The sequence below is a fragment of the Alcanivorax sp. DP30 genome (assembly GCF_009882945.1).
In the GTDB taxonomy this organism is placed as follows: domain Bacteria; phylum Pseudomonadota; class Gammaproteobacteria; order Pseudomonadales; family Alcanivoracaceae; genus Alcanivorax.
The window spans coordinates 1-22,235 of sequence record NZ_WTUY01000001.1 but is presented as its reverse complement, the minus strand read 5'-3'; the positions used below and the strand labels follow the sequence as shown (position 1 = coordinate 22,235).

Sequence of the window (22,235 nt, the reverse complement as noted above, 5' to 3'; positions counted from 1 at the left end):
GCTTACATCACCGTCCGAGTTACGACACGGGTGCTTACCGGCAGCTTCGCCGCGGCCAGACGGAACGCTTCACGCGCCACATCTTCAGAAACACCTTCCATTTCGTAAAGCATTTTGCCCGGCTGAATCTGGGCAACCCAATACTCTACAGAACCTTTACCTTTACCCATCCGCACTTCGAGCGGCTTCTGGGTGATCGGCTTGTCCGGGAAAACCCGGATCCAAATCTTCCCGCCACGCTTGATGTGACGAGTCATGGCACGACGGGCGGCTTCAATCTGGCGTGCGGTAATTCGACCGCGACCAGTTGCCTGCAGACCAATAGTGCCAAAAGACACTTTGCTGCCCCGCTCTGCCAGGCCACGGTTGCGGCCCTTATGAACTTTCCGGAATTTGGTACGCTTCGGCTGCAACATCGTTCGTTACCCTTTAACCGCGGCCGCGCTTCTTCGCGCCCTTGGACTGCTTCTGCTGCTCTTCCTGCTGAACCTGCTCCATGCCGCCAAGCACTTCGCCACGGAAGATCCACACCTTGATACCGATGGTGCCGTAAGTGGTCTCAGCACGTACGCTTGCGTAGTCGATGTCAGCACGCAAGGTATGCAGTGGCACTCGGCCTTCGCGGTACCATTCGGTACGCGCAATCTCTGCACCACCCAGACGACCGGACAGCTGAATCTTGATACCTTCAGCGCCAGACTTCATGGCGTTCTGCACGGCACGCTTCATCGCACGACGGAACATCACACGACGCTCCAGCTGACCAGCGACATTGTCGCCTACCAGACGCGCATCCAGGTCGGGCTTGCGCACTTCCTCGATGTTGATATGAACCGGCACACCCATTTTGGCGGCCACATCGCGGCGCAGGCGCTCGACATCTTCGCCTTTCTTACCGATTACGATACCCGGACGAGCGGTAGCGATCGTGATGCGTACGTTTTCGGACGGACGCTCGATCTTGACACGGCTCACCGAGGCATTCTTCAGACGCTTGAACAGGAACTCACGAACCTGCAGGTCGGTAACCAGGCAGTCTGAATAAGACTTCGGTCCGGCATACCAGAGCGAGTTATGCTCTTTGACAATGCCAAGGCGAATACCGACCGGATGAACTTTCTGACCCATCTGGTTACTCCTGACCTTCCGAGACTTTCACAGTAATGTGGCAAGTACGCTTGAGGATCCGATCAGCGCGGCCTTTCGCCCGCGGACGGATACGCTTCATGGTCATGCCTTCGTCCACAAAAATTGTGGATACCTTCAGCTCGTCAACGTCAGCGCCGTCGTTGTTTTCCGCGTTTGCAATTGCGGACTCCAGCACTTTCTTAACGATTTTTGCCGCCTTCTTGGGGCTGAATTCCAGAAGATTCAGCGCCTTCTCGACTTCCAGGCCTCGGACCTGGTCCGCTACGAGGCGGGCTTTCTGAGCCGAAATTCTTGCACCGCGCAGACGGGCTGCAACTTCAGTAGCCATGGCTGTCACCTTATCGCTTAGCCTTTTTGTCCACGACATGCCCGCGGTATGTGCGGGTCAGGGCGAATTCGCCCAGCTTGTGGCCCACCATGTGCTCGGAAACCATCACCGGCACATGCTGTTTGCCATTGTGAACAGCAATCGTCAGACCCACCATCTCCGGAATAATCATGGAGCGACGGGACCAGGTTTTAATCGGCTTACGGGAGCCGGCTTCCACCGCATCTTCCACCTTGCCTAGCAGGTGGTGATCCACAAAAGGACCTTTTTTGAGTGAACGTGGCACAGCCTGAACCTCTCTCTATCCCTTACTTACGACGGTCGCGCACAATCATCTTGGTAGTGCGCTTGTTTGTACGGGTCTTGTGGCCCTTAGTCGGTACACCCCAAGGGGTAACCGGATGACGACCACCAGAAGTACGCCCTTCACCACCACCATGAGGGTGGTCTACCGGGTTCATCGCCACACCACGTACAGTGGGACGTACACCCCGCCAGCGCGTGGCGCCCGCTTTACCCAGTGAGCGCAAGCTATGCTCACTGTTGGATACTTCACCCAGGGTCGCCTTGCAGTCAGCGTGAACCTTGCGCATCTCACCGGAGCGGAGACGCAGGGTCGCGTACTGACCATCTTTTGCCAGAACCTGCACGGAAGTACCGGCGGATCGAGCAATCTGGCCACCCTTGCCAGGCTTCATTTCCACGTTATGAACCGTGGAACCCAGCGGAATGTTACGCAGCGGCAGCGCGTTTCCAACCTTGATCGGCGCATCTTCGCCGGACTGGATACGATCTTCTGCCTTCAGGCCCTTGGGAGCCAGAATGTAACGACGCTCACCATCCAGGTACTTGACCAGGGCAATGTGCGCAGAACGGTTCGGATCATACTCCAGACGCTCAACAACGCCAGGAATACCGTCCTTGTTACGACGGAAGTCGATAACGCGGTACTTCTGCTTGTGACCACCACCTTTATGACGGGTAGTGATTCGACCATTGTTGTTACGACCGCCGTTCTTGCTCTTGGCTTCTACCAGAGGCGCGTAGGGAGCACCTTTGTGCAGATCTTCGTTGACCACCTTGACTACAAAGCGGCGGCCCGGAGAAGTCGGCTTGCACTTTACAATCGCCATTATTCCTTACTCCCTTCCTTACTCTGCGCCGAGGAAGTCAATGTCCTGGCCTTCCACAAGGGAAACATAGGCCTTCTTCCAGTCAGCGCGCTTGCCAGCGACGCGACCAAAGAATTTGGACTTGCCTTTCACGTTGGCGGTACGAACAGACTTAACCTTCACCTCAAAAAGCGCCTCAACAGCCTTTTTGATTTCCAGCTTGTTCGCATCTTTGGCCACTTTGAATACAAAGGTGCCATTTTCGTCAGCATTAACTGTCGCTTTTTCAGAAACGTGCGGTGCACGCAGCACAGTCAGGATGCGCTCTTGATTCATGCCAGTGCCTCCTCAAGTTTCTTCAGAGCCGGCACGGTGATCAGCACCTTTTCAAAAGCGATCAGGCTGACCGGATCAACGCCTTGTGCGTCGCGCACATCTACCTTCGGCAGATTGCGGGAACCCAGGAACAGGTTCTCATCCAGATTGTCAGTCACGATCAGCACATTGCTCAGCTGCAGATCTTTCAGCTTCGCCGCAACAGCCTTGGTTTTCGGTGCATCGACAGTAAATTCGTCAACAACAACCAGGCGCTCCTGGCGAACCAGCTCGGACACGATGCACTGCAGCGCGCCACGATACATCTTGCGGTTCACCTTCTGAGAGAAGTCACGGTTGGTAGCAGCAAAAGTCTTGCCGCCGCCACGCCAGATCGGGCTGCGAATGGTGCCAGCACGAGCACGACCAGTGCCCTTCTGACGCCACGGCTTGCGACCACCACCACTCACATCGGAACGGTTTTTCTGAGCCTTGGAACCCTGACGGGCACCAGCCAGAAACGCAGTTACAACCTGATGAACCAGAGGCTCGTTAAAGTCTTTGCCGAAGGCGACTTCGGAAACGCTAACGGTACCTCCAGAGGCAGTATTGAGATTCATCCTCTATTCCTCTTTCAGGCCTTCGCCTTCACTGCCAGACGCACGATCACATCACCACCGGTAGCACCGGGGACCGCACCTTTAACCAGCAACAGATTCTTCTCAGCGTCTACACGCACCACTTCCAGATTCTGGACAGTCACGCGTTCAGCACCCAGATGGCCAGCCATCTTCTTGCCCTTGAACACGCGACCCGGGGTTTGGTTCTGACCAATGGAACCCGGAGCACGGTGAGACAGAGAGTTACCATGGGTCATATCCTGGGTGCTGAAGTTCCAGCGCTTAACGCCGCCAGCAAAACCCTTACCCTTGGAGGTGCCGGTCACATCAATGATCTGACCCGCCTCAAAACCCTCAACGGTCACTTCGGAACCCGGCTGCAGCTCACCTGCTTCAGCACGAAACTCCCAAACGCCACGACCTGCTTCGACACCAGCCTTGGAAAAGTGACCGGCCTGAGCCTTGGTCACACGGCTGGCACGGCGCTCACCCACCGTTACCTGCACGGCCTGATAGCCATCTGATTCTTCGGTCTTAACCTGAGCAACCCGATTCGGGGTCACCTCGATGACGGTCACAGGAACACTGACACCTTCTTCAGTGAACACGCGAGTCATGCCACATTTTCGACCGATCACACCAATCGCCATTGTTTACCTCTTCACAACCTGTCGCGGTTATTAACCCGCCCGTTGTTAACCCAGGCTGATCTGCACATCCACACCAGCAGCCAGATCCAGCTTCATCAGAGCATCCACGGTTTTATCCGTAGGCTCGACGATGTCGACCAGTCGCTTGTGAGTGCGGATCTCATACTGATCTCGCGCATCTTTGTTTACGTGCGGAGAGATCAGCACAGTAAAACGCTCTTTACGCGTCGGGAGCGGGATGGGACCCGTTACCTGCGCGCCTGTCCGTTTGGCCGTATCCACGATCTCCTGGGCAGACTGATCGATCAGACGATGATCAAATGCCTTGAGTCGGATGCGGATTCTTTGGTTAGCCATAGCTAACAAACTCCAGACTGTTTCGAACCATAATTTATATGGCAAAAAGCCCACCCACCTGATCTCCATGGATAGGTACGTGGTGTCAAAACAAGCCCGGGAACAATGCCCCGGTTGGTACTGCCCGAAGGCAGGGCGCGAATAATAGACAGCACCCCGGTTCTTTGCAAGGGGTAATTTCAAATAAAGTGCAAATTAGCCACGCGAGGGGCAAGTATACCCCCAAACTACTCCCTTAGTGGCGTTACCAAACTACCCATGGGAGCGGAATTTCGTAAAACCTGCCGCCACACCCTTCCCTGCTTCACCAGCAACAGCGCATGTTTAGAGCCGAGGAACACATTTGTATGCCACTCCCACCCGGCTTGTGGGCTTGTTGGAAAGAAGGAAGGGATTTCTGATGCTTATTCCAGTCATTATTGCCGGCGGCAATGGCTCGCGCCTGTGGCCGCTGTCTCGCGCTCATTACCCTAAACAGCTATTGCGCCTAAATGGTGAATTCAGCATGTTACAGGCCACACTACGGCGCCTGCCAGCGGACTTGCGCGCTGTTCGCCCTATAGTGGTCTGCAATCAGGAGCATCGTTTTCTGGTGGCGGAACAGTTGAATGACATCGGTATAGAAGCCGATATCCTGCTGGAGCCCTGTGGCCGCAACACTGCACCCGCAGTCGCACTGGCTGCACTGCAGGCCCGTCAGCGCGACACGAACGCCAACATCTTTGTCTGCCCGGCAGATCATGCCATCCGCAATCCCGAAGCATTGGAGGCGGCCATCAGTGCTGGCAGCCAGGCCGCCGACTCAGGCCTGCTAGTCACCTTCGGCATACAACCTAACCAGCCGGAAACTGGCTATGGCTATATATGTATGGGCGAATCACGCGGCAAACACCACCTGATAGAACGCTTTGTGGAAAAACCCGACGCTGCCACCGCCCAACAGTTCCTCGATGACGGAAACTATCTATGGAACAGTGGCATGTTCCTGTTCCGGGCGGAACGCTACCTGCAGGAATTACGGGAATACCATCCTCAGATGCTGGCCCACTGCACCCATTCACTTTTACAGGGCAAGGCAGACCTGGACTTTATCCGCCTGGACGAAACCAGCTTTGCCCGCTGTGAAGACCTGTCCATTGATTACGCTGTCATGGAGCACACCTCCATGGGAGCCGTCGTCCCGGTCGGCCTGCTGTGGAACGACCTGGGATCATGGCAATCCCTGTGGGACCATCTGGACAAGGATGGCGATGGCAACCACTTACGCGGCGACATCATTGCCCATGACAGCAGAAACAATCTGGCCATGAGCGATGAGCGACTGGTTGCCCTGCTTGGCGTGGATGATCTTGTGGTCATCGACACCCCGGATGCCATTCTGGTGGCCCACAAGAGCCAGGCACAGGAAGTAAAGCGCATCACCGACACCCTCAAGTCTCGAAAACGCCCGGAGACCGAGAACCATCGCCTGGTACACCGCCCCTGGGGCAAGTACGACTCGGTCGACAAGGGGAATCGCTATCAGGTGAAACACATCACCGTGAAACCCGGCGAACAACTGTCTGTCCAGATGCACCACCACCGCGCCGAACACTGGATTGTGGTCTCCGGAACCGCCCGGGTGACCTGTGGCGCAAACACCTTTCTGGTGTCAGAGAACCAATCCACCTTTATTCCCATTGGCGAAGTGCACTCGCTGGAGAATCCCGGACGCATTCCCCTGGAGCTGATCGAGGTCCAGTCCGGCACCTATCTGGGCGAGGACGACATCATCCGGATCAGCGACCGCTATCACCGTGAGGACGCCGCCGAGAAAGTGGCTCAACTGCCCTCATGAGTGCGTCCTGTTTTAAAGCCTACGACATTCGCGGCAGGGTTGGCGATGAGCTCGACGAAGACATGGCCTGGCGCATTGGCCGGGCCATGGCCGACTGGCTGAAAGCCAGCCGCATTGTTGTTGGTGCAGACATGCGCCTGAGTTCTCCCGCCCTGAGCAATGCGCTCTGCGAGGGCATCATGAGTAGTGGCGCAGAGGTTGTTGATATCGGACTGAGCGGTACCGAGGAGGTCTATTTCAACACCGTGTACCACGAAGCCGACGGCGGCGTGCAGATCACCGCCAGTCATAACCCGGCGGACTACAACGGCATGAAGCTGGTGCGTCGTGGCGCTCGCCCCATCAGTGGCGACACCGGGCTGTTCGAGATTCGCGACCAGGTGCTCGCCAACCGCTTTCCAGACAAAGGCTTGCGCGGCAGCCGCAAGCGCAAGACCGACAAGCGTCCCTATATACAGCATCTGCTGCGACTGGTGGATTGCCAGCCACTGGATGGCTTCTGCATGGTGAGCAACGCAGGCAATGGCGCCATAGGCCCGGCACTGGACGTCCTGCTTGAATCCCTTAATGAACGCGGCATCAGACCTTTGCTACACCGCTACCATGACACCCCCGATGGCACCTTCCCCAACGGTGTCCCCAACCCGCTGTTGCCGGAAAACCGTGCGGAAACCAGCCAGGCAGTGATTCGACATGGCGCCCAGCTGGGCGTCGCCTTTGACGGTGATTTCGATCGCTGCTTCTTTTTTGAAGAGCACGGCAACTTTGTCGAGAGCTATTACATCATTGGCCTGCTCGCTAACACCCTGCTTGCCCGGCAGCCAGGCAGCACCATTATTCACGACCCTCGACTGACCTGGAGTACCATCGACACCGTGCTGGAAGCGGGCGGCCAGCCCATGCAGAGCAAGACCGGCCACGCGTTCATTAAAGAGCGCATGCGCAAGGACAACGCCCTCTATGGAGGCGAAATGAGTGGTCACCACTATTTTCGCGACTTTCATTACTGTGATTCCGGCATTTTGCCCTGGCTGCATCTGTCGCGGCTGCTTGCAGACTCCGGCCAAACCCTGTCTGCGCTGGTGCGCGACCGGGCGCAACGCTATCCGGTATCCGGCGAGATCAACTTTTCCGTGCCCAATAGCGGCGAAGCGCTTCGCAGGATCCTCGAGCAGTATGCTCACATCGCTCTGAATCAGGACGACACCGACGGGGTCAGCCTGGAGTTCAGTGATTGGCGCTTCAATGTCCGAGCCTCCAATACAGAACCCCTGGTCAGACTGAATGTGGAAACCCGCTCAAACCCGGAACTGCTGGCCAGCAAGACCCGGGAACTGAGCAGCCTGCTGCGGAGTGCATGAATGAAAGCGATCCTTGCCGTTCTGCTACTGTCACTGTTTTGCCAGACCGGCCTGGCCAGTGTCAGGCTGACACCGATTTATGCCAATGAGGCAAGCAACTGGCCGCTCGAAACCTTTGCGGCCAACGGCCTGTTCCGCCAGATTGCCCGTTACCAGCGCGGCCATCCCCAAGCCATCGTTCTCAATGGCGGCGACTACGACCTTGCCAAATTGGCCGGTCAGCTTGATTCCCATGCGCTGAGCCGCACAGAATCGGGCTGGATCTTGCACTACCCCCTGGTCATTGGCCCCGGCACCCGGCTGAATCTGATAAACGACGACCTGTTTATTGAGGGACGTCACGGCGGCTGCCTGATCAATCGCGGTGAGCTGGTCATCACCAATAGTCATCTAGCCAGTAATGGCAACCAGAACAGCGGCTTTATTCACGGCTGGGGCGGTTCCGTCACCCGTATTCAGGACAGCACACTGAACGGGCTGGGTCGCGCCGACTACCGCGCTAACGGCATCAGTGTGGCACGTCATCGCTACCAGAGCGGTGCTGCGGCCGCGCAGCTGTATCTTGCCAACAACCAACTCCAGAACCTTTACCGCGGGGTCGATGCGGAACCTGGCAGCCGCGTACAAATCAATGACCTGTCTATCACCGACAGCCGGGAGCAGGGGGTCGTGCTGCAGAACAGCCCGGCACGCATTGAAAGGCTGCAGATCTACCGCTCCTCAGGACATGGCCTGCGTGCCGAAGGCAGCGCCTCGCTGGTCATGTCAGAAATAGATGTGGGTGACAATCAAGGCAGCGGCGTGTTGCTGGAGAACCACACCGGCCCGGTTCAGATCAGCCAGCTGCGGAGCAGCAACAATCTTGAATATGGTGTCCAGATCAAGGCGGAAAGAGGAAAGCAAGCCACGACTCTGCAAGCACTGGTTCTCCGCGACAATGGCAGCGACGGGTTGCGCCTGGACGGCAGCATGGAAGTCACCCTCGAGCAGGCTGACATCTCCACCAACCAGCGCTATGCCATTGCCATCCAGTCCTCACAACGCATTAGCGCCACCCTCTCCCAGCTCAGACTGCACCATAACCGACTGGCAGCACTGCAGACGAACGGGGAAGGCGAGTTGCTTCTGAACGGCATCAGCCTCCGCCACAACAGTAATCAGGGGAAATATCTGGCCGGCAATCTGGCCGCCAGAGAAGCGGAATTGCTGCCGCCGTTGCTTCGAGGACAAACGGTAGCCGTCGAATTTACCGAAGCTCTACCCACAATCCCGCTAGCGAACCTCCGGTAAAGCGGGACCCGAAACGGTCTGCCCCTCCCTCGGGAAGAGGCAGACGGTCGGCAAACCGGTGGGCATAGACTGGCCACCAGGCCATTTTGTGATCATCAATCACAATCTGCTTCTGCTTGAAGCGAACCCCCTGTCCATCCTTCCGCCAGAAATGCACAACCTGCTCTGCAAGCGCATGCAGCTGCTCGCCTCGTCCTTCATAGAGAGGCAAACCGTTACGGGTACCCGCCTCAGCCATCAGCACCAGCGGTGTCAATGCAAAAGCATGATACTCTTCCGCCCGCTTTCCCCTGGCCGCTTCCAGCGGCAGCAGAACCCCGCCCTTATTGCCAGGGGTAATCTGACTGATAGCCAGCCAGTATCCCCGCTCGGCCCAAGACAAACGCGCCGGATCATCCAGCACCAATGCCGATGCCATCACCGCCCACGACGACCAGTAATCATGGTTGTTGTACAAATCCATCCGTTGGCGCCGTGGCGACGCATGGGCCTGTACCCGGTCTGCCAGGGCAGCGAGCCAACGGCGCTGGCCGTCATTTATCTCCCAGGCTGTCAGGGCTCGCGCCTTCATCATGTTAGTGGCCAGCGCAGACAGGAACCATTTGCGCACCGCCTCTCCCTGCTTACTGGCACCGGGCTGCGTCAACGCCATGGATTCAGCCCATGGCGCCAACGCCTCGTTAAAACACACCTGGGCCGCGGAGCGTATGGCAGGTCGCTCACTGCGCATGTATTCGCCTATCTGGCCCAGGAAGGCCAGATACTGATAGATGCCTTCTACCTGCTGCTGATACTGGCTGGCAGCGCTCTCATCCAGTTCATCCTTGCTGGATCGGGACTGATCATATTTGCTACCCATCGCCAGTGCACCGGCGTAGGGAGGGTAACCCGACGCCATAGCCTGACAGCGCCGCAACGCCGTGGCGTCCGGCTCCGCAGTCGGCAGACGCTGAGCATCAAACAACGGAATCAAGGCGGCCTGGGAGCAACCCGCCACCAATCCCAACAACACCCCGCTCAGTAATCGCACAAGGATGTCTCCACCGTCATGGCCACCGGCTGGGGCTGTTCGAATTCCAGCAACACAGACAACAAATTTCCATGCCGGCTCGGCGGATCCAGACGCAGCAGAAAGCGCCCCGTGTCCAGCCTGGCCGGACGACGAATACGAATCTTTTCACGCTGGCCGTCATCGTAATAAGCCAACACATAGAAATCCTTGAAGTTGCTGTCCGAGTAGTTCATCTCCAGCAAAAGATGCGACTTGCCTGCCGTCAACCGGCGGCGCTCACCGGCATTGGCAAGGACTTCGATACGATCATCCACTGCCGATACCGGCACCGTGGTGGTCTGGCTTGCCAACAAGGCACGATTGGTGCAGCCACCAGAAGCCGCGGGTAACAATTGACGCCATGTTTCCTGATCTGCGAGCGGGTAGCTCACCGGCAATTCCCAAATCAGATAACGAAACTGCCCATCCTGAAACGCCTCCGACAACAGGATATCCTGCAGTGATCCAGTGGCCCCACCACCGGTCATGGCAAAGTTCACCACATCGCGGCTCAGGTATTGCTGCAGAAAACCATGGAAATTGTAGTTCTTGTAACGGTCATCCCGAATGTCCGAGTTACTGGTGCCGACCAGGGCGATGGCAGGGGCGGCCACATCACCAAACAGGGCATCGGCGCTATCGGTGCCCTGTTCCGGGACGGTAATGCTCCCCCTGACCCACTGAAAACCGTAGGAGTTGCCACACACCATGGCAACTGCTGCATTCAAGGTGCCCATCTTTCGCAACAGAATATCCGGTTGAGTCTGATATCTGACTTGTGTGATTTCATCGATGCCAGGGTCCGCCAGCATCACATCTGCCACCTGCCGGGCGCTGACCTGGGCACCATAGGGCGTCCAGTGGTGGTCACGGCGAAAAAAATATTCCTGTTCATGCTCGCCCCGCAACACTGGCTCCATATCCGCAACGCTGGCACCCAAGGCCCGCAACAACTGAGCCTTGTGGAGAAATGAACGGCGTGCTGCCGCCAGCGAGTACCGCGCACTCCAGGGCGGCTCCAATTCTTGCGCATGCATCAATCCACGGGTTGGCTGTAGCATGACAACCAGGCTGACACCGCGTTGGGCAAGCCGGTCTACCAGTTCAGCAAATGCCTGCTGGGCCGCCTCATCCATCGGAAAGGACTCCTGCAGATCGACCTCTGTGCGAAAAAACCAGAAGGGCTTGCCGGCAACCAATTGCCGCATGGCACTCATGGTTCCCTCCGCGTAGGTGGCCGGATCGGTGAGCGCGGGACAGGTAAAGGGAGGCTGCAGGAAAGCACCTTTCAGTGCCCGCGGCTCTTCCTGAGAATTGTCGCCGCTCGCCTCCGCCGTTTCCGTCAGACCAGCAGCGGACGCGACACTAGCCACCACCAGTAACAGGCAGGCCGCCAGACAACAAAGCTGATCAAGGGGTCGTTGCCACATGGCTTTCCTCCAGGTGGGCCTGCACACCCCCGCTTCCCGGTGTCACAAGCACGGTATAGATGCGGCCACGCTGCAAAACCACCTCTTCCAGCGGCAATTCGGAGCCACTGTCCAGCGCCACTTTCAGCGCCACCTTGACGCCGTTGATCTCACGCTCACCACTATTGCCCGCCAGCAACGGACCAATCACATTCACTGCCCCGTTGAGGGTCTGCAGGCTGGCAGACTGGTCCGACAGGTTGTACATCACCAGCAAGGCTTTCAGCCGGTTGTTGAAGTAGATGTCCTCATGTTTGACCAATGACGCCCCATCAAACACCAGCGTTTGCACCGAACGCGCCTCAAACTCGAACGCAAAGGGCTTGCCCGCAACGCTTATCTGCGCCTTGCCCACAGGGCGGTACAGATAGTCACCGGCCTGGCGCGGAGAAAGCGACTGCCGCCAGTCATCCATCTCCACAGCCACCTGCCCGTCCGTAATGTTGACCACCCGGATAAATGCCGAATCCGGTGGCGCGGCCATTTCATAGAGGCCCTCGTTACCGTCCTGGGCTGCCCACACCGGCAAGCTCAGCAGCATGACCAGTATCGCGATCCATGCACGCATGATGTTCTTCCCTCACAATCGGTTCCATTGATTGAATCAGTGCCCGTTCTGGTACTTCCCAGAGCACATACCTCACCCGCTCATCCCTGGCAGCAGGTCCATCGAGAAACTCACGCATAGCGGCAAACGGTCCCTGCGCCTCCAATGCGTAAACCAGCACATCTTCACTGAGCTGCTGCTTGAGAAAGCCCGAAAAATGCCACTCATCCATAGCACTGTAGCTCGTGCCTACCAGAGCCACAGGCGGCAGGTCATCTCCCAGCAGGGCTTGCGCATCCAGCATCTGATCCACCGCTGCCGTCTCATAGCGCATCAAAGGCTCCTTACGCACAGGCCCGACCCCCTCACTGGTGGGCAGATAACGCAACAGATCACCCTCATAGGGTTCAACCCGAAGTTCACGGGTTTCATAGTGATGGGAACCGGGCAAGGAAAGATTTAAGGCAACGCCGGCAGCCACTACCTGAGCACCAAGGGGACTCCAATGGGTATCTGTACGCATGAAGACCGCGCCCTGCGACGCCGCACGTTGCATCAACCCAAGAGTATCGACCCATGCAATATGCGAATCGCTGAGCGCGCCGGTAATGCGCTGGTACAGGGCATCCATTCCAGTAGAGACCGGTCGCGCACTCCATTGCGCATAAAGCCGTCGCTTTGCAGGCACCGGCACCAGCAGCACCTGCTTCCCTAACCCTTCCAGCACGCAAACGGTCGCAGCCAGCTGAGCAAGGTTATCTGCCAGAAAACGCTCGCTGCGGCTGTCGTAATAATATTCTTCCCGGCTGAATAGCCAGTCTTTCTCTCCAACCAACACGCCAGGCCGCCCCGCCTTGAACAGCAGAAAACTGGTATCCGCCCAGAAAGCTATGGACGGCTTTCTGAGAACAAACTCTTCATCCACTCGCCGTTCAAGCTTGCGCACCAGCTCGCCTTGGCGAAACTGCTGCCAGGCGGCAGGCTCGGTGACAAAGAAATGCCCCACCGGATACAGCAACGATAAAAAACCGGCGAAGATGACAGCCAGAAAAAGCCAGCCATTCAGCAGAGATGCCTGTTTCATCGGGATCATGGCAACCTCCTGTTAAAACTGAAAATACAGAAAAGGTGAAAAGGACTCAGCGGATAGCCGCGTCACCGCCAGGAAAAAACCGCACCACAATACGGGTATACGCCAACCACTCACGCTCTGGAAAATGTTGCTATTGTCCAGCCCCAGATAGAAACGCTTGTTGTAATACGCACTGGCCCTATCCCAGCACAGGGCAACGAGGCAGAACAGCAAGGTCACGGGAGAAACCCACAACATCAGGTTATCCAGGCTACCCCAACCGTTCAGGCCCAGCAGACCGGACATGATGTTCCAGGCGCCATCCACATTCCCTACCAGGAACAGCGGCCAGATGAACCACAGAAAGGCTTGGGTGCGGTAGTTCTTCCACAGGGAATAGGGCGTCGACATGGTAGTCGCCCAGCCGAGACGCCGTTCCAGCACCATCATGCCCCCCAGGGCGGCCCCCCACAGCACGAACGCTAGATCCGCACCATGCCACAGGCCTGCCAGCGTCAAAGTGGTAAATGTGGCCGCCGATACCGGCCAGCCCAACGTTTTCTTCAACGGCCGGTACAAGTAGTCCCGCAACCATTGCGACAAGGTGATATGCCAGCGCTGCCAGAACTCCGTGACACTCTGACAGACAAAGGGCTGATTGAAATTTTCCTGAAACTTGAACCCCATCATCATGCCCAGCCCAATGGCCATGTCGGAGTAACCGGAAAAATCGAAATACAGTTGCAGCGTCGAAATCACTACCGCAAACACGCCATCAATCAATCCTGGTTCAGGTGTGGCCATCAGGTAGGCCGCTACCGGCGCAATACTGTCTGCGATCAGCACCTTCTTGATAAACCCCAGCAGAAAACGACTTGCCCCCAGCGAAAACAACTCCATGGAGTGGGTGCGCTGTTCGAACTGACGTTCAAGGTTGCGGTAGCGGAGAATAGGGCCGGCGATCAGTTGCGGGAAAAACGAGATAAAGGCCGCAAAATTGATAAAACTGCGTGTGGGCCGGGCATCCCCTCGATATACATCCACCAGGTAAGCCAACGCCTGGAAGGTATAAAATGAAATACCCAGGGGCAGAATAATCTTTTCCAGAAAGAATGGATTCAGCCCCACAGACACCATCAGGGCACTGATGCTTTCCACTCCAAAGTTGGCGTACTTGAAGTAACCTAGCGCCGCCAAATCCCCCAGTACTCCGACCACCAGCCAATAAAAACAGCGCGGATGGGACCGGTACTTCTGGATCGCCAGAGCAAAGAGATAATTCCAGAGGGTAATAGCCACAAACAACAGCAGGAAGTCCGGGCGCCACCAGGCATAGAACAGATAACTGCCAATCAGGATCGTCCAGTTACGCCACCGGGTTGGCGTCAGGTAATACGCGGCCAGGAAGAGCGGCAGAAAAAGAAAAACAAAAAGGTTGGATGAAAACACCATGGTCACCACCTCCCTGCGATAACAAACAGGATCTGGTGAATCTGCTCCGCCCGCTGATAGGCATCGCCCATTTCAAACGCCGAATAGCTTAGCCTTGCCGACACCTGCATCTGTCGCCGCTCGGACAGCGCCAGCGGAAACGATTGCCACCCCAACGCCACATTCACCACATTGCCAAGATGCGATTCGCCATCCACCAATGGATTGCTGATCGGACTGTTGACCCTGATCGAGGTATTCAACCGCTGCAGCGAGCCAGCCAGCACTTCCAGCTCGGCACGGGGCCATAACTGCTGCCGGTACCAGACGGCAGCAAAGGACAGATTCTTCATTTCATAGTCGAGCAAATCTCCCAGCACTCCGGTGGAAAGATCCGCTACGCCAGGACGTCGGTTACTTTGCACCCTGCTCTGGAAATAACTGTCGTTTACCGCATAGTCCGGCTCATCCGTGGTGCCTGCCCGCAACCCCAGAGCCGGACGCCAACTCAAGCTGTCGATGCGGCCATACAACTCACTTTGGATAAAATAGCCCTGCACCCGGTCTTCGCTTTCCAGACGACTTCCCTGGCCATCGACCATATAGCGCTGCAGATCACCTTCCTGGAATAATCCGTTGACCGTATACCCGATTGCCGGAGCATGCCCGCTCTCGCCGTGCAACCGGACCCCGGCCCAGTAGCCGGTGAAATCGCGCACATCCAACAGATCTTCCAGCCGTTTCATCTGGTTTCCGGAACGATCATCCTGATAATGCAGCTGCAGTTCCCACCAGTGGCCCGGCATCCATTGCTTTCCCACACCCGCCAGCACCCTGAAAATATCCTCGTCTCGCGGATCCAGGTCTGAATCATCGGATCGGAAGGTTGTCATCTGCTGGCCGGCAACCAGATGCGCCCGCCAACGGCTGGACTGATAATCCAGATTGAGACTTTCCAGCGGCAGATCCCAGATCACCCCCTCCACGTCCTTGTAGGATTGGCGACCCAGCGCCAGGGACAGGGAGGGCGAACCAAACAACATCCGGCGACGCACCCAGATATCCCGCAGTTCCGCATAATGTTCATCCTCACGGATACGACCGTTATCGTCCGTCTGCAGGCTACTTGGCCTCCCCACCGCCAACAGCAGCTTGGCGCGTACCTGAGCGTCCCAGCGATGCCACTCGGTATCACCACTGCGCCAGTAGTAACGGGGCTCATAGCGAATCAAACCATTGGGCTCGGTTTCATCATCGAGGAATAACTTGGCGTACTCCGGAGCCTCACCGGCACTGAAATACAGCCGCTGATCATAGGTGTGACGCGGCAGGGGATCGGCGAAGGCGCTCATGATGGGCAGCACTGACAGAATGGCAACAGCACTAATACGTAATCGCGACATGGAACTGCTCCTCTAGCCAACGACGACGTTGTGCGATCAGTTTTTCCGCGGCCTGGTCTGCAGCGGGCTGCAGACTTTCCGGTAATATCAGCCTCTCATCGCTCTCCTGGCGAGCAGTGCGGGGCAGCAATACCTTGCTGGCCTCCTTGTGCGCATATGCGCGAATCGGATCACGCATTATCCCCCTCCCGGTGGCATACAAGGACGATAACGACGCATCTCCCTCCGCCATCCCGGCTTCCGCCGCCCGCGTGTAGTACATCACCGCACGTTCCATGTCCGCCTCCCCCAGAAACCCACTTTGATACAGTGTGCCCAGCGGCATCAGCGCCTGTGCCATTCCCTGACTCACCAGCTTTTCCAGATCGTCTCTGGCACGTTCCGGCCTCAACGCATACCAGGCCCACTGCATGTCCCCCTGGGCACGAAAAAACGTTGCCACCGCCGGGTCCAGCGGCATCAGTTCCGCCACCTTGGAGTTAAAATCACGATGGGAGTAAAAATTTGGCCAGGACAGCATGTAGCGCAGCTGCTCTGACAAGGCCTGCGGCTCTCCGTTATCCGCCGCTCGCTGCAGCCATCGCATCACTGAAGGATCATGCTCTGCGGTGGTAGCATTTGCCTTGATCAGGGTGGCCACACGCAGACAATACGCCCCGTCCAGAGACACATCCCCTTCAAGGTCCTGCATCAGGGCGACAAAGCTTTCTGGCGTCCCATTCTGCCAATGCATGTCCTGCAGGTATTCCACGGCCCTTGGATCACGATGCAGGGCCTGGGCATAAAACGCTTCCGCCTGCGCAATATCCCCTTTGTGTTGAGCATAGCGACCGGCATAGGTTTCGAAATAACACTCCATCACACAGCTGCGGCGATACAAACGAAGCCATTCTTGCCACTGCTGATCCGTTGCCGCACCGGGATAGAGTGCAACTACATCGAGTGCCAACCGCAAATCCTCTTCACTTTCCCGTGGACGAAGCGGCACAAGCAGCTCTCTGGCCCGGTCTTCCCCGAACGCCATGCTTCCTTGATAACGCTTGAAGAGGCGCAAACTGGCAGGCCCTGCACGGTAATCATGCTGTTGCCAGGCACGTTGATACCAGACCATCGCTTCCGCCGGATCGGCGCCCTGTTGCGCAGCCAGTAACTTGCCATATTCCACCTGTGCGGCCGAATCTCCGGCTTCTGCCAGCTCACGAAGCTGCTCCCGTGCCTGCATGGTATTGCCCTGGGCCAGCATATACCGGGCGGTGTTGGTATCCGCCGGCATCTGACAGGCCGACAAGCCTCCCAGCAGGCAAAGGATTACAAGACGGGAAACCATGCCGGATGCACCGTGACACTGACAGGCTGATTCTGATCCGACGTGGACAGTTCTCGCTGGGTCACGATCTGCATGCGCAGCAAACCGCTTTCCTCATCGCGAACCAATTGGCTAATCGTCGCCCCCGCATCGGTGTGCCCATCCATAAAGCGAACCGTAACGGCATCGCCAACTGCCGCACCCAGTGAATCTGCATTACCTTCAAACAATGCGGTCACCAGGTTCGGACCGCTGGGATCAACCAGCCGAATCAAAGCCGTATCCTCCTGGACGAACTCGCCATCGCGTACCATCAAATCGGCAATGTCACAGTCACAGGGGCTATTCAATGTGACCTCAAAAACCGCCGCATCGACCAGTGCCCTCACTTGTTTCGGATCCAGGTTATCGAGCAACACACCATTATTCAGGCGCGCCACCAGTCGGGACGAAACGGTGAGTAACGGCTGGCCACGCTCTACCTGGGTCGCCCCTTCCGGCAGCAGAAGCTGCACATAGCCATTCTCCGGCATCATCACTGTCTTGCCCGGCAAGGAGACCCAGGCATCATCCGCCCGTGTCAGGAAGGCATGCTGATAAAGCTTGTAGGCAACCACCAGAAACGCCAGCAAGCCCACAATGAAAAACAGCAAGCTGCCGAACAGTGCCCGGGCCCGGTCGAGCCAGCCTCTTGCCGTTGGCTTTTGCTTGCCTTTGCGGGTGGCCACATAGTTTTCCCGCTTCATGTTATCAATCACGTCATCCAGCTCGGTGAGCTCACCGGCCAGATAATTGCTGATCAAAAGCCTCAGCAGATCCGTATTCTGCTGGTCAATCACAGTGTACTGCCCACCCACCCGCTGATTACTGTCTTCCTGGTAGATCACCTTGAAGCTCACCGGCATGGACAGGTTTGCCCGCCCCAGGCGAAAAACAATTTCACCGTGGCAGAGCGTGCCCGGTGTCAGATTGACTTGGCCGGCAACAAACGACAATCCACCCAGCGACACGTCCTCCAGTGAAAAAATCCCCTTCACCGGGCTCTGCATGCGCAGCCGCAGGCTTCCCTGCAACCTGACGCGTACATGTTGACGTTCTTCCTGGGACTCGTGTACCTGACGAACCTTTTTCTCTTCCATGAACCTTCCCTCCGTGGCCACTCCTGCTTATCCCCAAACTTGCAGACGCGGCGTTACTAGCTACCTGTCAGCAGCATCATCAAGCAAACAAACAGACTAGCTGCTGAAAACAGCATGGTTTTTGAGCTGATGCGGTTGAGTACCACATCAAAGCCAGCATTCTGATTTGAAAGCGTCGTTTTCTGCCGCGTCCAGCTTTGCCTGTCGAGATGAAACAACGCGAAAATCTTGACCAGCGATCCCACCACCTGGTTGTAATACAGCAGTACCGGATACAACGGCCCTACCGGATGACAGGTCACTGTCAGTAAAAGGGCAACGAAGGTTCGGGATAACGAGATCCAGAACAGGTAGACGAGAAATAACTGCCAGTTTTGCAGCGATGCCAACATAAACGCGGCTGTTAACCCGATCAGGCAGGTCCACATGCTGATGCGCTGGTCGTACAAGACAAATGTGGTAAACAGCCCCAATCTTCGCCAGCCCAAACGGGTGGCTCGTAAATTCTGGCGCAGGGAATTGCCATACCAGCGAAACATCAACTGCAGGGTGGCAGGCACAAAACGATGATGAGGTGGATGCTCCACCGTCAGAGTGTGCGCATCCGGCACATAGAAAGTGTCCCAGCCCAATGTCATCAGTGAGTTCCAGCTGGATTTGTCATCACCCGTGAGAAAGCGGAATTTTCCCAGTCGCCAATGCTGCAAATGATCCGATTCCACATCGGCAATAAACTCCGGGGCAGTCAGTACCGCCGCCCTGAAAAAGGACATGCGCCCGGTCATGGTCAACACACGGTGCGATAGCGCCATGGAACACATGTTCAGATGCCGTTGAGCAAAGCGCATGGTGTGCCAGTCACGCATCACGCGACTGCCCCGCACCACACATTGCTCGTTGGTGGTTAGCCCGCCCAGATTCGGCATCAACCCGAAAAAACAGACGGAATCCCGCACACAATCCGGCGCCAACATGGTATCGCCATCCACCACCCCCACTACCGCGTCACGATCCGGCATGGTGCGGCTCACCGCCCGGAAGGCCAGCGCCAGCCCATCCCGTTTGCCCGTGCCACGGGCACGGCAAATGATCAGTTTTACGCTCCCCTGCGGATCAAACTCACGATGACACTGGCGAATCAGGTTTTCGTCCGCACGCTCTACGATGGACACCACAACCGTGGCCGGCACACCGCAATTCAAGGCTTCCCTGAACACACTGGCATAAACGTTCCAGGTAGTGTCGGCCGGAATACGAAAGCTGGTCACGACCAGATAAACATGGCTGGGCGCATATGCATCGGGATTACGGTCAATCGTTCGCCGCATGCCAGGAAAGGTAACCCGCATAAACCACAGGCCCCGCAACAAATGCATGCCACCAATGGAATAGCGCCATAATCCAATGGCACCGATCAGCAAGATAAATTTCTTGTCGCCACTATCGAGATAGTCCGGCTCGATCAGAAGCCCCAGACCCATGACTACAGATAGCCATAACAGCCATTCGCCGAAATTCTTCATGGCCGTTACCAGCAAATACCCTGGCGGTCAGCACTGGAAACACCCGGCAGATAGCCACACAGATCAATCAGCAACCGACCACTATTGACGGTGTCCGCTACGGCCTTGAAGGTGGGAATCGCGTGACCCACCACCACCACTTCGCTGTCGTCCACCAGCTGATCCATGTCATTCACCAGACATTTGAACAGCTCTCCATAGCTGCTCCACAACTGCTCAGCCACGGGACTGTGCTGGCTGGCATAGCTGACATTAGTGTCGTAGATAGCCAGCTGATACCCTTCCGCAACCAGTCGGGCGGCGAGACTTACCAGTGGGCTCTCGCGTAAATCATCTGTACCTGGCTTGAAGCTCAGGCCAAGCATGCCCACCTTCTTCATGCCCGATTCACGGATCATGGTTATGGCACGCTCCACCTGATTGTCATTACTGCTGGACAGTGATGCCAATAGCGGAGACGGCAGTGACACCTTGGCGCACCAGGCATTAAGGGCGCGTACGTCCTTGGGCAGACAGGAACCACCGTAAGCGAAACCGGGCTTCATGTAGTAGCTGGACAGGTTCAGCTTGTTGTCCATGCAAACCACTTCCATGACCCGGCGCCCGTCAACACCGGCCTGTTTGGCGATATTTCCGATCTCGTTGGCGAACGATACCTTGGTGGCATGCCAGGAGTTACAGGCATACTTGACCAGTTCAGCCTCTTCCAGTGCCATCTTCACCAGCGGTGCATCCAGTCCTTCATAGAGAGCAGCCAAGGCATCGGATGCATCCTCATTCATGCCACCGACAACAGTCATGGGAGGGTTGAAGAAATCGTAGATGGCAGTGGATTCACGCAGAAACTCCGGATTCACCGCCAGCAGAAAATCAACGCCAGCTTTTTTGCCAGACGCTTCTTCCAGAATCGGCAAAAGCTCACCACGTACCAAACCGGGTAGCACTGTGCTGCGAATCACCACCAGGTGAACATCGTCTTTACTGCGTAATGCCAGACCAATATCCTCACACACCGCCTTGAGATAACGGGTATTAAGGAAGCCACTTTCATCGCTTGGCGTCCCCACGCAGACAAAGGAGACCTGGCTGTCAGCGACGGCCTGTCTGGCATTGGTAGTTGCCGTAATGCGGCCAGCGGCCACACCCTCTGACAGCAACTCTCCCAGCTGATCCTCCACAATAGGAGACTCACCCCGCCGAACCTGGGCAACCTTGCCCTCGCTGACATCCATGCCGATTACTGTGTGGCCTTTTTTGGCGAAGCATGCGGTGCAGACTGCGCCAACGTAGCCCAGCCCAAAAATTGAAATAGTGGACATTCCCTTTCCCCAGTAGTTAGCGGCCATTTCGCAATGACCGAGAAGCAACTCCATCCTTGAAAGCCCATCTAACGCCGGGCGCGAAAGAATGTGTAGAGGGGTAACACTAAAAGGGAACAGTCTTACTAGCAGTTTTTTCGAGAATTAAGCCCTAGAGACAAGAAAATCAGACGCAGAGATAACACTAATGGCTAATTTTTTTTGATTTCCCAATTTTACTGACCCGATTTCGCAAACTGCGTCACAAAGCCAGAATTCCATTCCGTCACTGAGGATAGCCAAAAACTATTAACAAATGCATAAGCCTGGATGCCCCCGGACTGGGACCGGAAAACAGCTTTAGCGGATCAGAACAAAGCCGCTCTTTTGCCTCTTTGCCGTGAGCATGCACGCAGGGCAATACCAAACCCCTGACGTTAAATGCACGCGCACCCAAAGTTCAGCCTTGAGGCTGTCAGGCTCCCGTCGGGTCGGCATAGTTTGTCGTGATTGTCCGTTACGGGTTTTCGCCGCAAGGTGGTTTCAGCGAGAAGCCGAACTGGCAGAGGAAGGAGGGGGCCGGGATTAGCATCAACTGACCGGCTGCTGACGCTGTAACACTTTGTCTAACCCTTGATGAGCCATAAAAAAGGGCCGCCTAAGCGACCCTTTCTCTGATGACCGGGTAACGAATTACTCGGTGATCTTGGCTNCGTCGGTGGTACGGAAGTAGAACTGCGGACGGTAACCGTTGAAGAACGGGGTGTGACGACCACCTTCGTCCTTGCTCAGTACGTATACCTCAGCAACGAACTTGGTGTGCGGCTTGATAGAACCCGGCTTGGCCAGTACCTGACCACGCTCAACTTCATCACGCTTGGTACCGCGCAGCAGTACACCAACGTTCTCACCCGCACGGCCTTCGTCCAGCAGCTTGCGGAACATCTCAACACCGGTACAGGTGGTCTTGGTGGTGT

Annotated in this window: 22 protein-coding genes and 1 pseudogene; 3 read left to right on the top strand and 20 right to left on the bottom strand. The window is 56.6% G+C overall.

Going from position 1 to position 22,235, the window contains the following annotated elements; translation table 11 throughout:
- Positions 1 to 2 precede the first annotated feature (2 nt).
- From rplP to rpsJ, 9 genes are read right to left on the bottom strand one after another with little or no spacing between them, the layout of a single operon-like run.
- Positions 3 to 416, bottom strand: coding sequence for a 50S ribosomal protein L16 (gene rplP / locus GQF00_RS00115; RefSeq protein WP_035234261.1), 414 nt, complete (start codon positions 414 to 416; stop codon positions 3 to 5).
- Between the two features lie 13 nt (positions 417 to 429).
- Positions 430 to 1,128: a 30S ribosomal protein S3 gene (rpsC, locus tag GQF00_RS00110; protein ID WP_161316845.1), complete on the bottom strand. Its 699-nt coding sequence runs from the start codon at positions 1,126 to 1,128 to the stop codon at positions 430 to 432.
- A gap of 4 nt (positions 1,129 to 1,132) precedes the next feature.
- On the bottom strand, positions 1,133 to 1,477 hold the full coding sequence (gene rplV / locus GQF00_RS00105; RefSeq protein ID WP_022986491.1) for a 50S ribosomal protein L22: 345 nt from the start codon (positions 1,475 to 1,477) through the stop codon (positions 1,133 to 1,135).
- Positions 1,478 to 1,487: 10 nt separating this feature from the next.
- Positions 1,488 to 1,763, bottom strand: coding sequence for a 30S ribosomal protein S19 (gene rpsS / locus GQF00_RS00100; protein ID WP_161316843.1), 276 nt, complete (start codon positions 1,761 to 1,763; stop codon positions 1,488 to 1,490).
- A gap of 22 nt (positions 1,764 to 1,785) precedes the next feature.
- Positions 1,786 to 2,610 (bottom strand): 50S ribosomal protein L2, encoded by an 825-nt coding sequence (gene rplB, locus GQF00_RS00095; protein ID WP_161316841.1) that lies wholly within the window; start codon positions 2,608 to 2,610, stop codon positions 1,786 to 1,788.
- A gap of 18 nt (positions 2,611 to 2,628) precedes the next feature.
- Complete coding sequence (gene rplW, locus GQF00_RS00090) at positions 2,629 to 2,925, bottom strand: 50S ribosomal protein L23 (RefSeq protein ID WP_161316839.1); 297 nt, start codon at positions 2,923 to 2,925, stop codon at positions 2,629 to 2,631.
- Positions 2,922 to 3,524 (bottom strand): 50S ribosomal protein L4, encoded by a 603-nt coding sequence (gene rplD, locus GQF00_RS00085; protein ID WP_161316837.1) that lies wholly within the window; start codon positions 3,522 to 3,524, stop codon positions 2,922 to 2,924. The genes rplW and rplD overlap by 4 nt, the downstream gene beginning before the upstream one ends.
- A 14-nt stretch (positions 3,525 to 3,538) precedes the next feature.
- The gene (gene rplC / locus GQF00_RS00080; RefSeq protein WP_161316835.1) at positions 3,539 to 4,174 is read right to left on the bottom strand and encodes a 50S ribosomal protein L3; all 636 of its coding nucleotides are present in this window, start codon (positions 4,172 to 4,174) and stop codon (positions 3,539 to 3,541) included.
- Between the two features lie 45 nt (positions 4,175 to 4,219).
- Positions 4,220 to 4,531 (bottom strand): 30S ribosomal protein S10, encoded by a 312-nt coding sequence (gene rpsJ / locus GQF00_RS00075; RefSeq protein WP_022986497.1) that lies wholly within the window; start codon positions 4,529 to 4,531, stop codon positions 4,220 to 4,222.
- 400 nt (positions 4,532 to 4,931) lie between these two features.
- On the opposite strand from rpsJ, the gene GQF00_RS00070 reads away from it, so the two are divergent.
- The 3 genes from GQF00_RS00070 to GQF00_RS00060 are packed head-to-tail and all read left to right on the top strand — an operon-like array spanning position 4,932 to position 9,019.
- A complete protein-coding gene (locus GQF00_RS00070; RefSeq protein ID WP_161316833.1) occupies positions 4,932 to 6,368 on the top strand; it encodes a mannose-1-phosphate guanylyltransferase/mannose-6-phosphate isomerase in 1,437 nt (478 codons plus the stop codon).
- Positions 6,365 to 7,729: a phosphomannomutase CpsG gene (locus tag GQF00_RS00065; RefSeq protein WP_161316831.1), complete on the top strand. Its 1,365-nt coding sequence runs from the start codon at positions 6,365 to 6,367 to the stop codon at positions 7,727 to 7,729. The genes GQF00_RS00070 and GQF00_RS00065 overlap by 4 nt, the downstream gene beginning before the upstream one ends.
- Positions 7,730 to 9,019: a right-handed parallel beta-helix repeat-containing protein gene (locus GQF00_RS00060; protein WP_161316829.1), complete on the top strand. Its 1,290-nt coding sequence runs from the start codon at positions 7,730 to 7,732 to the stop codon at positions 9,017 to 9,019. It begins immediately after the preceding gene.
- On the opposite strand, the gene GQF00_RS00055 is transcribed toward GQF00_RS00060, so the two are convergent.
- The 11 genes and pseudogenes from GQF00_RS00055 to GQF00_RS00005 form a co-directional block, all read right to left on the bottom strand.
- Positions 8,976 to 10,049 carry an alginate lyase family protein gene (locus GQF00_RS00055; protein ID WP_161316827.1) on the bottom strand — a complete coding sequence of 358 codons (1,074 nt, stop codon included), beginning with the start codon at positions 10,047 to 10,049 and terminating at the stop codon, positions 8,976 to 8,978. The two genes, GQF00_RS00060 and GQF00_RS00055, sit on opposite strands and share 44 nt — an antisense overlap.
- Positions 10,037 to 11,500 (bottom strand): alginate biosynthesis protein AlgX, encoded by a 1,464-nt coding sequence (locus GQF00_RS00050; RefSeq protein WP_161316824.1) that lies wholly within the window; start codon positions 11,498 to 11,500, stop codon positions 10,037 to 10,039. Before GQF00_RS00050 ends, GQF00_RS00055 begins: the two co-directional genes overlap by 13 nt.
- Positions 11,481 to 12,107 (bottom strand): alginate O-acetyltransferase AlgF, encoded by a 627-nt coding sequence (locus tag GQF00_RS00045; protein ID WP_161316822.1) that lies wholly within the window; start codon positions 12,105 to 12,107, stop codon positions 11,481 to 11,483. The genes GQF00_RS00050 and GQF00_RS00045 overlap by 20 nt, the downstream gene beginning before the upstream one ends.
- On the bottom strand, positions 12,040 to 13,179 hold the full coding sequence (locus GQF00_RS00040; RefSeq protein WP_161316820.1) for an alginate O-acetyltransferase: 1,140 nt from the start codon (positions 13,177 to 13,179) through the stop codon (positions 12,040 to 12,042). Before GQF00_RS00040 ends, GQF00_RS00045 begins: the two co-directional genes overlap by 68 nt.
- Before the next feature lie 12 nt (positions 13,180 to 13,191).
- The gene (locus GQF00_RS00035; protein WP_161316817.1) at positions 13,192 to 14,610 is read right to left on the bottom strand and encodes an MBOAT family protein; all 1,419 of its coding nucleotides are present in this window, start codon (positions 14,608 to 14,610) and stop codon (positions 13,192 to 13,194) included.
- 2 nt (positions 14,611 to 14,612) lie between these two features.
- Positions 14,613 to 15,992: an alginate export family protein gene (locus GQF00_RS00030; protein WP_161316807.1), complete on the bottom strand. Its 1,380-nt coding sequence runs from the start codon at positions 15,990 to 15,992 to the stop codon at positions 14,613 to 14,615.
- Positions 15,973 to 17,319: a tetratricopeptide repeat protein gene (locus GQF00_RS00025; RefSeq protein ID WP_237440331.1), complete on the bottom strand. Its 1,347-nt coding sequence runs from the start codon at positions 17,317 to 17,319 to the stop codon at positions 15,973 to 15,975. The genes GQF00_RS00030 and GQF00_RS00025 overlap by 20 nt, the downstream gene beginning before the upstream one ends.
- Positions 17,301 to 18,437: a PilZ domain-containing protein gene (locus GQF00_RS00020; protein WP_161316805.1), complete on the bottom strand. Its 1,137-nt coding sequence runs from the start codon at positions 18,435 to 18,437 to the stop codon at positions 17,301 to 17,303. The genes GQF00_RS00025 and GQF00_RS00020 overlap by 19 nt, the downstream gene beginning before the upstream one ends.
- Positions 18,438 to 18,493: 56 nt before the next feature.
- On the bottom strand, positions 18,494 to 19,960 hold the full coding sequence (locus tag GQF00_RS00015) for a glycosyltransferase family 2 protein (protein ID WP_161316803.1): 1,467 nt from the start codon (positions 19,958 to 19,960) through the stop codon (positions 18,494 to 18,496).
- Positions 19,961 to 19,965: 5 nt separating this feature from the next.
- Entirely contained in the window at positions 19,966 to 21,279 is a 1,314-nt protein-coding gene (locus GQF00_RS00010) for a nucleotide sugar dehydrogenase (RefSeq protein WP_161316801.1), read from the bottom strand.
- 693 nt (positions 21,280 to 21,972) lie between these two features.
- Positions 21,973 to 22,235: pseudogene (locus GQF00_RS00005) on the bottom strand (EF-Tu/IF-2/RF-3 family GTPase); the annotation flags it as partial.